The 12,974-nt window shown below is 43.7% G+C and carries 10 protein-coding genes; 8 read left to right on the forward strand and 2 right to left on the reverse strand.

Annotated elements, in window-relative coordinates; genetic code table 11:
* Positions 1-186 precede the first annotated feature (186 nt).
* A complete protein-coding gene (locus V7K84_RS13900) occupies positions 187-4,110 on the forward strand; it encodes an EAL domain-containing protein (protein WP_334838819.1) in 3,924 nt (1,307 codons plus the stop codon).
* Between the two features lie 328 nt (positions 4,111-4,438).
* Here the strand turns inward: V7K84_RS13900 and ctpA are convergent, their stop codons facing one another.
* Positions 4,439-5,683 (reverse strand): carboxyl-terminal processing protease CtpA, encoded by a 1,245-nt coding sequence (gene ctpA, locus V7K84_RS13905; RefSeq protein ID WP_334838821.1) that lies wholly within the window; start codon positions 5,681-5,683, stop codon positions 4,439-4,441.
* A gap of 407 nt (positions 5,684-6,090) precedes the next feature.
* Between ctpA and petB the strand changes: the two genes are divergently transcribed.
* The 6 genes from petB (at position 6,091) to V7K84_RS13935 (ending at position 11,751) form a co-directional block, all read left to right on the forward strand.
* Positions 6,091-6,738, forward strand: coding sequence for a cytochrome b6 (petB, locus tag V7K84_RS13910; protein ID WP_099102529.1), 648 nt, complete (start codon positions 6,091-6,093; stop codon positions 6,736-6,738).
* 254 nt (positions 6,739-6,992) lie between these two features.
* On the forward strand, positions 6,993-7,475 hold the full coding sequence (petD, locus tag V7K84_RS13915) for a cytochrome b6-f complex subunit IV (protein ID WP_181930359.1): 483 nt from the start codon (positions 6,993-6,995) through the stop codon (positions 7,473-7,475).
* Positions 7,476-8,156: 681 nt separating this feature from the next.
* A complete protein-coding gene (locus V7K84_RS13920; protein WP_094352726.1) occupies positions 8,157-8,600 on the forward strand; it encodes an ATP-binding protein in 444 nt (147 codons plus the stop codon).
* Between the two features lie 520 nt (positions 8,601-9,120).
* Positions 9,121-10,110: a GDP-mannose 4,6-dehydratase gene (locus tag V7K84_RS13925; RefSeq protein WP_334838823.1), complete on the forward strand. Its 990-nt coding sequence runs from the start codon at positions 9,121-9,123 to the stop codon at positions 10,108-10,110.
* A gap of 10 nt (positions 10,111-10,120) precedes the next feature.
* Positions 10,121-11,302, forward strand: a complete 1,182-nt coding sequence (locus V7K84_RS13930; RefSeq protein ID WP_334838824.1) for a glycosyltransferase family 4 protein — start codon at positions 10,121-10,123, stop codon at positions 11,300-11,302.
* Positions 11,303-11,379: 77 nt separating this feature from the next.
* The gene (locus V7K84_RS13935; RefSeq protein ID WP_334838825.1) at positions 11,380-11,751 is read left to right on the forward strand and encodes a hypothetical protein; all 372 of its coding nucleotides are present in this window, start codon (positions 11,380-11,382) and stop codon (positions 11,749-11,751) included.
* A gap of 42 nt (positions 11,752-11,793) precedes the next feature.
* On the opposite strand, the gene V7K84_RS13940 is transcribed toward V7K84_RS13935, so the two are convergent.
* A complete protein-coding gene (locus V7K84_RS13940; protein ID WP_334838826.1) occupies positions 11,794-12,225 on the reverse strand; it encodes a hypothetical protein in 432 nt (143 codons plus the stop codon).
* Between the two features lie 302 nt (positions 12,226-12,527).
* Between V7K84_RS13940 and V7K84_RS13945 the strand changes: the two genes are divergently transcribed.
* Positions 12,528-12,866, forward strand: coding sequence for a hypothetical protein (locus V7K84_RS13945; protein WP_334838828.1), 339 nt, complete (start codon positions 12,528-12,530; stop codon positions 12,864-12,866).
* Positions 12,867-12,974: the final 108 nt, after the last annotated feature.

Consider the following 12,974-nt stretch of genomic DNA (forward strand, 5'->3'; position numbering starts at 1 on the left):
CGACTACTTCGACTTACCTCGGCTCCGCTCGGCACTAGTCGCTCAGTACAAGTCCGCTCGATGGAACCGCAGTCGAACTGACCACCTAAATTCTGCTTCGATAACTTATAAACTTATAATTTATCATATCCGTGCCTTTTTCCAGTCGTTGAACTCACGTTTTACTAGGTTGCCAATGCTGCATTTATGGAAAAACAGCAACCCTTCTCCCTCAAGCAGATTTCTTCAGAGGATTGGGAAAATACGCCGCAGAAAGTGAAGTCTCTAGTAGAATCACTGCTAGCAAGTGCGGCTTTATCAGAAAGCCAAAGCCGTCTCATTCAATTTCTAGATGCCACCCCCATTGCGATCGCTGTCCACGACTCAACAGGGCAACTTGTTTACATAAATCATCTCGCACGGGCATTACTAGGCATCGATCGCCCATTAGAACTGAGTCTCGATCGACTCTCAGAAGTCTTTCAAGTTTACCGTGAGGGTACTCAGGTTCTCTATCCCTTGGAAGCGTTACCAAGTACTCGGTCTCTGGCTGGGGAAACGATTTGGGTTGACGATCTAGAAATTCATCGTGGCGATCAAGTCATTCCTCTGGAGGTTTGGGCGACTCCGATTTTTGGCGATCGGGGTGAGGTGACGTATGCGATTGTGGCGTTTCAAGATATTAGCGATCGCAAACGCCAGAATTTGAAACAGCAGATGGTCGAAAATACCCTGGTGAAAAGTGAACGCCGCTACCGCCAGGTAATCCAGGTACAAACAGACTTGATTCTGCGATCGCTACCGGACACCACCATTACTTTTGCGAACGATTCTCTTTGCCTTGCTCTCGGTCAATCCTTAGAGAATGTGATTGGATGGCGATGGAGTACCTTTGTACCGCCAGAGGATTTAGACGAGTTGTCTCGCAAAATTGCAGCCCTCACCCCAGAAAACCCAATCTTTGAAAACATCAATCAGGACTACCGCTCCAACAACCAGATTGGCTGGACACAGTGGATTAACTTGGGGATTTTTGATGAGCATGGACAGTTGACCGAAATTCAATCCGTCGGGCGAGACATCACCGCATTACAGGAGCAAATTCAACGCGAACAAGCTCTAAATCGAGTTTTCCAGTCTATCCGCAACTCCCTTGATTTAGACACGATTTTTGCCACCGCAACAGCAGAAACGGCGAAACTTTTGAAAACCCTAGACTGCTTTGTGGTGCAATATCTGCCAGAACAGGGCATTTGGAAACATATTGCGGAATTTCGCCACAATCCAGACGCACCAACAGTTATTGGCTTGGAGATTCCCGATGTGGGTAATCCCTTTGCGGCTCAACTCAAGCAGTTGCAAATTGTAAGGGTGGAAAATACAACCAACCTAGATAATCAGATTAACTACGAAGTCGCCCAAATCATAGCCGGCGCTTGGTTACTCATTCCCCTAGTGATTGAAGACACTCTGTGGGGGAGTTTTACAATTATAGCGCCCGAACAACCGTTTACCTGGAGCGATAACCAGATCAAACTGGCCCAGTCCGTCGCAGACCAATTGGAGATCGCGATTCACCAGGCCAATCTTTACCAAAAAATACAACTGGAACTAACGGAACGCCGTCGGGTGGAGATGGCTCTGAGAGAAAGCGAAGCCCGGTTTCAAAATATGGCGGCGAATGTACCGGGGGCGATTTTTCGTTACCTGATCCGCCCTGATGGTTCTGACGGTGTAGTATACATGAGTCAGGGTTGTTACCTTCTCTGGGAAGTAGAAGCCCAAGATGTTGTTACAGATGCCACCATCCTCTGGCAAACGATCCATTCAGAAGACGTGGCTGGAATGCAAGCCTCGCTGATGGAGTCAGCACAAACATTACAACCGTGGTACTGCGCGTGGCGAATTACCACACCATCAGGGCGAGAAAAATGGCTGGAAGTTGCTGGCAGACCCACCCGCCAAGCCAATGGTGATATTATTTGGGATACACTGATTCTGGATGTAACCGAACGCAGACAAGCCGAATACCGTTTTCAAACCCTAGCAGCCAATACCCCAGGGGTGATTTATCAGTATGTGCTATATCCCGATGGATCGAATGCAATGCTTTATGTCAGTCCTGGTTGTCGATATCTCTGGGAACTAGAAGCCCAAGATATTGAGCGGGATGTCGAAGTAACCTGGCGGATGGTGCATCCCGACGATTTGCCCGCTATGCGAGATTCAGTCATGGTTTCTGCCAAGACCTTACACCCGTGGAATTGGGAATGGCGCGTGACAACGCCATCGGGTCGGCAAAAATGGTTGCAAGCCTCGGCACGACCCCAGCGACAAGTCAATGGCGATATTATTTGGGATGGGCTGATTCTGGATGTCAGCGAACGGCAAGCGGCGCTACGCGAACGCAAACAAGCCGAAGAAAGCATGCGAGAAAGTGAAGCCCGCTATCGCTTGTTAGCCGAAAATACCAACGATCTCGTGTGCCTTCACGAGTTGAATGGTCGATATCTCTACGTTAGCCCATCTTGTGAGTTCCTCTTGGGCTATAGGCACGACGAAATACTCAGAGAAGATATCTATACCTTGATCCATCCCGACGATCGCGATCGCGTTTACCAGGAAATTCGGACAGCGGTATTCCGCAAAAAAACCACACCCATCACCTACCGAATGCTTCAGAAGCGTGGCAACTATGTCTGGTTTGAGACCCTCACTAAGCCCATTCTGGATGCGATGGGTGAAATTGTTCAACTGCAAACCACCTCCCGCGATGTAACAGAACGCATCCAGGTGCAAAATCAGTTGAAATATGATGCCCTACACGATGGGCTAACGGGGTTGCCCAATCGCCATTTCTTCATGAAACGGTTGGAATTAGCTATTCAACGAGCCTACCGTCTCCAAAATTATCATTTTGCTGTTTTATTTCTCGATCTCGATCGATTCAAAGTCGTCAATGATAGCCTGGGACATTTGGTAGGAGATCAATTACTCATTGCCATTGCTGAAAAACTGCAAGCTACGATCCGGCCAATGGATCTGGCCGCTCGTTTGGGTGGCGATGAGTTTGCGATCCTACTTGAAGAAATCAAGGATATTCAGGAAGCAGTTCGGATCGCAGAACGGATTTTTGCAGAGTTGCAAATACCCATAATGATTGAAGGACGTGAAGTATATACGACCTCTAGCGTTGGTATTGTCTTGGGTACAAAAGACTACGTTCAAGCCTCCCACCTGTTGCGAGATGCTGATATTGCGATGTATCGGGCAAAAAACAAGGGCAAAGCCCGATATGAAATTTTTGATACTGAGATGCACACTCAAGCTTTGAATCGACTGCATTTAGAAAACGATCTGCGCCGAGCAATTAAGTGTGAAGAATTTGTCCTTCACTATCAACCGATTGTTGCTCTAGACACTAGACATCTTGTTGGCTTTGAAGCACTGATTCGCTGGCAACACCCTACCCAAGGGTTGAAATTTCCCGGAGAATTCATCCCTATAGCTGAGGAAATAGGACTGATTACGCTTTTGGACTATTGGGCAATTCGTACAGCCTGTTATCAGATGGCAGCTTGGCAAACTGCTTTCCCGGAACTTTCTGCAATGAAAGTGAGTGTCAATCTCTCGGCGCAAGATATAAAGCAGTCCGATCTGCTAGAAGAAGTCGATCGGATTCTGACTCAAACCCACTTGAATGGTCGTTACCTGACGTTAGAAATTACCGAAAGTATGTTGATTGAAGACATTGAGTCTACGATTAGTGTACTGAGCCAGTTAAAAGAGCGAGGAATTCAAATAAGCATTGACGATTTTGGCACAGGATATTCATCGTTAAACTATCTTCACCGTTTACCTGTGGATAGTCTGAAGGTCGATCGCTCCTTTGTAAATCAAATTCAATCAGGCAAAAAAAATCATCAGATTGTCGAAACTATAGTGGCACTGAGCAACCATTTAGAACTCGATGCGATCGCTGAAGGAATAGAAACTGAAGAACAACTCGAACACCTACAACACCTTGGTTACAAATTCGGTCAAGGGTATCTATTCTCGAAACCCATGAGCCACAACACAGCAGAAGCACTTTTAGCAAGTAAAAGTTTGTATTATAACCTTTGGTCTTAAGGGGAAGGGAAAAGGGGAAACAAAAAACGTACTCAATCCTGAGTCAGAAGAGTACTCAGTAATTTCGCACTTGGTAAATGCCCTACCCCTTCTGGGTTGTCTTTCAACTCAGCACTCAGGACTCCCCACTCATCACTCATCACTCATCACTCATCACTCATCACTCATCACTCATCACTCATTACTCATTACTCATTACTCATTACTCATCACTCATCACTCATCACTCATCACTCATCACTCATCACTCATCACTCATTACTCATTACTCATTACTCATCACTCATCACTCATCACTCATCACTCATTACTCATTACTCAGCACTCATCATGCCTTCCCCGCCACCACTCGTTTTTGCAGCAAAAGTTCCAGTGCTGCTTGATATTGCAGATCCGCTTCAGTACCAATCTGTTCGCGGTTAATGGCTGGTTGTGAAATAACTTTATCCGGCTTAATGCCTAGTTTGTTAATATCCCGGTGTTGAGGAGTTTCATACTTAGCAATTGTGACTGCCAAACCCGAACCATCTGATAGCTCAAATAAAGATTGAATTAAGCCCTTGCCAAAGGTGGTTTCGCCTACCAGTTGAGCGCGACCATTATCTTGGAGTGCGCCAGCGAGAATTTCACTCGCACTGGCAGTTCCTTGATTCACCAAAATAATCAGAGGATCGTTTGTTAGGGATGCCCCAGAGGCTTCAAAACTACCCTGAATTCCTTGTCGGTTAACAGTGTAGACAATAGTGCCGGAGTCTAACCACAGACGGGCAATTTCAATTCCTGATTGCAATAGCCCCCCAGGATTATTTCGCAAATCTAGAATGTAGGCAGCAGCGCCTTTTTTTTCTAGACTAGAAATAGCGTGTGCCAATTCTGTTGAAGCGTTGGCATTAAATTGTGTAAGACGTAGGTAGCCAATGGGTGTACCCTCAGCAGAAACACGCAAATCTGAAACCACAGGGTTAAGAGCAATGCGATCGCGTGTCAATCTAATTTCCGTTTCTGCCTCTCCGTCCCGTTCGATAAGGAGAGTCACAAGGCTGCCACTAGGCCCGCGCATTCTGGTAGCAGCTTCATCAAGGGTGAGATTTTCTGTGGAAACGCCTTCAATTTTGAGAATGCGATCGCGTGGCCGAATCCCCGCTTTATCTGCCGGTGAGCCGGCGATGGGAGCCACTACTTCTAACTTCCCATTCTCAGAATTCAAGGCAATTTGCAATCCTACCCCAGTCAGTTCCCCAGAAGTATTGACCTGCAAGCTGCGGTACTGTTCTGGATCTAAAAAGCGAGTAAAAGGATCGTCGAGGCTCTTGAGCATCTTTTCAATTGCCTCATAACTGGCATTTGAGTCTGGCAGTGGTTTTTCCAGAACCTTTTGCCGCACAGCCGCCCAGTTTTGATGATTAAATGTCTCATCGAGATAAGTACGATTAACAATTCGCCAAACTTCCGAAACCAGCTTTTGTTCTCCAGTCAAAGCCAGCGATGGCTGAGTGAGCGTACCCAACGCCAAGCAAACCGCCATTAACAATGAAAATCCAACCCGAAAGACTTGTTTATTCATGAACCCCATTATCAATTCCACCTCAACCCAAATTGCCTAGATAATGCCCACTTCCTCTGTTGTTGATGAAATCTATCTCTCGATTATGTTACTTTTTTTATAGAAGTGGTGCATTTTTCTCATCAAGTTGTTCAGTCAACTGATGCATCGTATCCACTCACCAAAGGATAAAATCTACTTTGTGTCCACCATTTTGTGTGTAGGGGCGTAAAGAGATCGCAATATATTCCATCTTTACAGAGTGTAAAGTTTCTGAAGTCTCTTAGCACACTGAAAGCTGAAAAGCAAAGAAAAAAACTCCCCTTTACTAAAATCCCAAAATTACTATTTGGGAGAGAAGTCTGAGCGAAGGCTTCTGCCGATTCAGAACTTCGGGATTTATCAACCGCAACCGACTTTTAGGAACTTGAGATTGTATGGCCAACGTTTACGACTGGTTTGAGGAACGCCTGGAGATTCAGGCACTCGCCGAAGACGTTACTAGTAAGTACGTCCCTCCCCACGTCAATATCTTTTACTGCCTGGGTGGAATTACCCTGGTTTGCTTTTTGATCCAGTTTGCTACTGGATTTGCCATGACGTTCTACTACAGGCCAACAGTCACTGAAGCTTTCTCCTCAGTGGAATACATCATGAATGAAGTCAACTTCGGTTGGCTAATTCGCTCCATCCATCGCTGGTCTGCCAGCATGATGGTATTGATGATGATTTTGCACACCTTCCGAGTTTATCTGACTGGTGGTTTCAAAAAGCCCCGTGAACTGACCTGGATAAGTGGTGTGATCCTCGCTGTGATTACAGTTTCCTTTGGAGTCACTGGCTATTCTCTACCTTGGGATCAAGTTGGTTACTGGGCTGTGAAAATCGTTAGCGGCGTACCAGAAGCAATTCCCGTGGTTGGAGTTCTGATTTCCGACCTATTGCGCGGCGGTTCTAGCGTTGGTCAAGCAACACTAACTCGTTATTACAGCGCACACACATTTGTACTGCCTTGGTTGATTGCAGTATTCATGCTGTTTCACTTCTTGATGATCCGCAAGCAAGGCATTTCCGGGCCTTTGTAATCTCAGCTATTAGCGAAAGGCAACATTTGTTAGTTTTCAGATCGAGTTGTTTGTTTTAAACTTATGAAACACAAGAAATGAATTGCACATAAGTTCCAAAAAACAAATACTTGTATCTGAAGCCTCAAGCTATAGAAAACTTCAGGCGGATGACTGTAGATATAGAAACGCTGTTTCCCGCCTTTTGGTTGCCTAGTAGCTGATAGCTTTCACAAATGCTTTAATTTAACTTAAGCAGGAGAGCACATTTCAAAATGTCAACACAAAAAAAACCTGACCTGAGCGATCCTCAGTTAAGAGCCAAACTCGCTAAAGGCATGGGTCACAACTACTATGGTGAACCCGCTTGGCCTAATGACCTACTTTACGTCTTTCCAATCGTGATCATGGGTTCCTTCGCTGCGATTGTGGCTCTAGCCGTGCTAGATCCCGCAATGACCGGCGAACCAGCAAATCCTTTCGCTACACCATTGGAAATTTTGCCAGAGTGGTACTTGTATCCAGTCTTCCAAATTTTGCGATCGCTTCCTAACAAACTTTTAGGAGTGTTAGCAATGGGTTCTGTACCAGTAGGTCTAATCCTCGTTCCCTTTATTGAGAACGTGAATAAGTTCCAAAACCCCTTCCGCCGTCCAGTCGCAACCACAGTATTCCTCGTTGGTACCCTTGTCACCGTGTGGCTGGGTATTGGTGCTGCTTTGCCATTGGATAAATCTTTGACCTTGGGACTATTCTAAATTAGTCACCACAAAGTGCTTTGACGCCTGTGAGTTTCAAGAGCAGATGCAGATGTGCTTTTGAAAACAATCAACAGGCGTCAATTTTAACAGGAAATGAATTCAGAAGTCAGAATGGGCTAAACCTTAGCTATCCGCTAACAGAATTAAATTCTAAACGAAAAAGCGGATAACGCCACCCAAAGCGAGTTTGTGTATCTTACGGGAAAGCAAGTTATGCATAGCGTCTTATAAATAGTGTCTGCATAAATGGGTTTAAGTTCCCCACTAAATATGCTTTTTTTTAGTGGTCAACAATGATAGTGTTGGATCTGTAGCCAAATCCCGCAGTGTATCCCTCACTGATTTCCTTCTGTTAGCGGATAGCTAGGGTTTAGCCCATTCTGAATTCTCTATTCTGAATTCTTCTTCAATAGTTCAGATTGCATCTGGGATTTGCAGTTTTGGATGGAAAAGCTATTCCAAAATCTCAAATCATCAAAAGTCAACAAATACAAACATTTCTTACTTACTTAACGTAAGTTGCTAGTTACAACCCTCAGAATGCCAAAATCATTCATGTTTTGTATTTTGGTACATAGAATATGTCAATTTAGATTTTTTTATGTCAGAGAAATTTTGCGAACAGCGCAGAATTTAATAACTAGCAACTTGGGTTTACTTATATTCAACTCACAGTTAATGCTTAGTATAGTGCAGCAAGACCATCTGACGGTTAAGAGCGAACTCAGGCTCTTAAACCAGGTGCAAGAATGGTTTGAGCAATTTTGTCTGCAACACTTGTCTCAACTTGGCTGGTCAAAAACCCAACTCGATCGCCTCAATTTAGCATTAGCAGAAGGCTTTACCAACGCTGTTCGTCATGCTCATCATGCTTTACCGCCAGAAACAACCATTGAGATTAACGTTTATCTGTGGATTGACCGACTAGAGATTAGAATTTGGGATTATGGAAAACCTTTCAATCCTGATGCGATCGCAGAGCCAGTCCCAGGTACTCTGCAAGTAGGTGGGTATGGATGGTTTCTCCTCCGGCGGTTGGCTGACAAGGTTGTATACGAACGTGGTGCGGATGGTAGAAATTGCCTGCTCATTGTCAAGTACTCTGTAGAAGCACAAAAGTAACAGTGAAATAGTCAAGGCTAAAGGAAGGAAAGAATAATTCTGATGTCAATTTTGGCTTGTGAGCGGAGTGGAGTGTAGGGAAGGAGTATCGACAAAAAACGAGGGCTTTTCTTCTCTACAATACTCTCTTGTACTTAGGAGTCAAACAAATAAAACTTCTCATATAGCCGTCACCAAGCTAACGAAAACTTTGCCCAAAGTTGAGCTACACACCTTCAAACAGAAGCAGTTTTTGCTGAAATACATAGTTATTTGATTGATAAAATTATACTCGTTTTTCAATATTATTGAACTTGGAGAAATATATTTTTTACGTGAAATTGCTGATTCATTATGATTTTCTGGTAAAATGTTAAGTAAGATTTTTGTATAAAAATAACTAGTGAATATAGTAAAAATAGCATTCGAGCTACACTAGCTCCCTTGTTAAGATTTGTCAGCAGTGTTGAGAGTCTTAATCTTTGTTCTCCAACAAGTGCCATTTCGTGCTTAAAGAGATAGACAGAATAGGGGACAAAATATGACTAAGACAGCCCTAATTACAGGAATTACTGGTCAAGATGGCTACTATCTCAGCCATTTGCTCCTCAACCGTGGTTATCGAGTTGTCGGATTAGTACCCCCACATCGACAACCTAATTTGACAAAACTGGGAATACTGGCAAATCAGGTAGAAATTTTTACGGTTGACTTGAGGGATAATGCGGCACTGTTGACCGCAGTTGAACAACTGCGTCCTCAAGAGATTTACAATTTGGCGGCTCCCAGTTTTGTACCTGACTCCTGGAACGACCCATTGGGAACTCTGGATTTAATAACTGGTACAGCTACTAGGCTCTTGGAAGCAGTACGAAAAGTTGGTTTGTCTACCAGATTTTATCAAGCCAGCAGTTCAGAAATGTTTGGCGATGTATTCCTCTCGCCTCAAGATGAGGAAACCGCTTTTCGTCCCAAAAATCCTTATGCTGCGGCTAAAATGCACGCTCACTGGACGATGGTGCATCATAGACAGCGCTATGGACTATTTGCCTGTAGCGGAATTTTATATAATCACGAGTCTCCTCTACGCCCACCTCAGTTTGTCACACGCAAAGTTTCTTTGGCGGCTGCATCAATTAAATTGGGTTTAACTGACACCTTAGAAATGGGTAATCTGGATGCCAAACGTGATTGGGGCTTTGCAGGTGATTATGTAGAGGCCATGTGGCTAATGTTGCAAATTGATGAGCCAGAAGAATATGTGATTGGCACTGGTAAACTACACAGTGTGAGAGATTTAGTTGCCACAGCCTTTGAGTCTGTCGGCCTGGATTGGAAGCAGTATGTAGTTTTAAATACTGACTTTTTGCGACAAGATGAGCATTTTCAACTAGTAGCTAACCCCAGCAAAGCTAAAAGAAACCTCGGCTGGGAACCCCAAGTAAGCTTTGAAGAACTTTTAGAAAAAATGGTAAAAACAGATTTGGAGCGGTTACAAAGCGGTGTAATCGCGCCCTTACCGCAAGTGTAAATAATCTAAAATGCAAATCACTACAGTGACAAAAAACCTGAATTTAGGTGATAAAGTTAACAAAAAAACTAACCATGTCTTCGTGTTTTTAGAAATTTTTGCTCATGAAGGTGGTATTCAATCTTATATAAAAGATATTTTTCGCGCCTATCTGGGGTTGGGCCAAGACTACAAAGCAGAAGTATTTTTGCTCCGAGATAGTGCTGATAGCTTTAATCCGTTTGAAGACGAGAACTTAAAATTTCATTACTTTAAAAATCAGTCTCCCTATTTGGGGAGATTGCAAATGGCAGCAGCTTTACTGAAGTGTCTGTTGCAGAGCCGTCCGCAGCAGGTTTTCTGCGGTCACATTAACTTAGCAGTATTAATCCAAACACTTTGCCAGCCCTTGGGGATTCCTTACACCGTGCTAACTTACGGCAAAGAAGTCTGGGAACCGTTGAAAAATCAGGAACGTCGCGCCCTGACATCAGCAGAGAGAATTTGGACAATTAGTCGCTACAGCCGCGATCGCGCTTGTGTTGCCAATAGTCTAAACTCAAAAATGGTACAGATGATGCCTTGTGCTATTGATACGGATAAATTTACTCCTGGTTCCAAACAACCAGAATTAGTCCAGAAGTATGGCTTAACTGGCGCAAAAGTGTTAATGACAGTAGCGCGGTTATGGTCAGGAGATATTTACAAAGGTGTAGATGTCACCATTCGAGCGTTACCACAAATCGCTGAAGTTTTCCCAGAAGTGAAATATTTGGTAATTGGTCGCGGCGATGACCAACCGCGATTAGCTAAACTTGCAAAAGATTTAGGTGTAAGCGATCGCGTTGTGTTTGCTGGTTTCGTTGCCACAGAAGAATTAATGGAACATTATCGCCTTGCTGACGCCTATATTATGCCTTCGCAAGAAGGCTTTGGCATAGTTTATCTAGAAGCAATGGCTTGTGGAGTGCCGGTGTTATCCGGTGACGACGATGGTTCTGCTGACCCCTTGCAGGATGGTAAACTGGGATGGCGAGTCCCACACCGCAGTCCTGATGCTGTAGCAGCAGCTTGTATAGAAATGCTTCAAGGAGATGACCAGCGATGTGATGGAGAGTGGCTGCGAGAACAGGCGATCGCTCTGTTTGGCATCAATGCCTTTCAACAGCACTTACAAAAAATGCTGCTATCCTCAGTAATAAAGTCCATTTGAGTCCAAATGACAAATGACCAATGACCAATGACTAAAATCGCTATCCTAGAAGGAGAGCAGGACAAAATTTATTAAAAATGAGCTTTAAGTCATTTCAATTGAATCTTTTAAATCTCCGCCCTTGGCTCACCTTGCTGGCAGTTGTTTGGCTGCTGGCATCAGTAGGCTTGGGTTGGTTAGTTAATTCATTGCTAATTATTTTCGGGTTGCTGTTGTTGGCACCTATTGTGGCTTTTTTTGGCTTTCGTTGGTGGCTGCAACGCAACTTGGTTGCCGATCAATGTCCCGTCTGTGGATATGAATTTACAGGTTTAAATAACAGTCAGTTGCAATGTCCTAACTGTCAGGAATTACTGTTAGTACAAAATAGTCATTTTCAGCGCTTCACACCAGAAGGCACAATTGATGTCACTGCTGTCGAAGTTCCAGCCAAATCACTGGAAGAATAGTCAAGGAGCGTTAGTCATTAGCAAAACATAAATGACTAATGACTATTTATTTTTTTGCGAGATTGAGAGGTTGTAAGTATACTGTTGCGGGGATAGTTCGCCCACATACAGCGAGTATTTTCCTGGCTGCCAATAACCAGAAAGTTCTGACTTACCTCCAGAGTAACTATCTGCTAGTACACAAAAGCGCCCCCCAGGCCCGTCGATTAACAGTGTTGGCTTTCCTTGACTCTCTACTGTTAATCGTAAATAAGGTAGTGACTCTGTTACTTGGATAACTTGGCTAGGTTCAGTAGTAATATTGCCACAATTACTTTTGACAGTTCCCCCAGATTTTCCATTTAAAATCAATGGATCGGGTTGGGAATTTCGATTAATTTGGATTGTTGGTGTCTGTGCCAAATTAGCCTCAGTGAAAGCCAAATTCATCGCCAAAGTTGTGGGAATAATTGCAAGCAGCCTAAGAGTCTTCATTTTAATTAATGCTCTAGATTTTTTTAGAGCAATATTGTTATACAGTCTGATTTATTTATATAGACGACAGCAATTCCTCTTGGTTCCAAAAACTACTGTATAAAGTACTACTAGTTAATTAAAGATTATTTGTGAAGATTTGATAGGTGTATGTAGAGACGTTGCATTGCAACGCCTCTAGAATTGATGTCTGAAAGGTCTTGCACCCACAAACATTAGCTAAAATCACTAAGACAACCACCAAAAATAGAATTTGGTTGGTCTATTGTTGAATAAGTATGCTAATGAGGTAAGAAAGATTGATGAATTCTCAACCAGAAGAAGACTTACAGCGTCGCCTCAATAAGCTAGAGGCAGAGATTAATTCCCCGCCTGGAGTGGTTTCACAAGAACAAAAACAAACACCTCAGTCTGTTTTTGCCAGCTTCAACTTGCAACTAGAGCGATTTCAGATTTGGTTCAACAGCTTATCTGGTGTGAAAAAGCTGGTAGTTTCGGGTGTGACGGTGCTAGTAGGCTTGGCGATACTGCAAGCAGTGTTTAAACTAGTTGCATCTGTAATCAGTCTGGCACTTTTGGCAGTGTTAGTGTATGTTGGATACAAATTTTTTGTGTCTGGTAGCTTTCAACGTAAGCAATAAGTTGATATGCATTTACTATGCACTCTGCCCGGCGTTATGAAAGTTAGGAGCCGAAATAAAAACGGCTTCTGACTTACAGAGGATTTCAAGGAAGTTGAAGTACACAAA

This window comes from Nostoc sp. (assembly GCF_036917315.1).
Taxonomy (GTDB): Bacteria; Cyanobacteriota; Cyanobacteriia; order Cyanobacteriales; family Nostocaceae; genus Nostoc.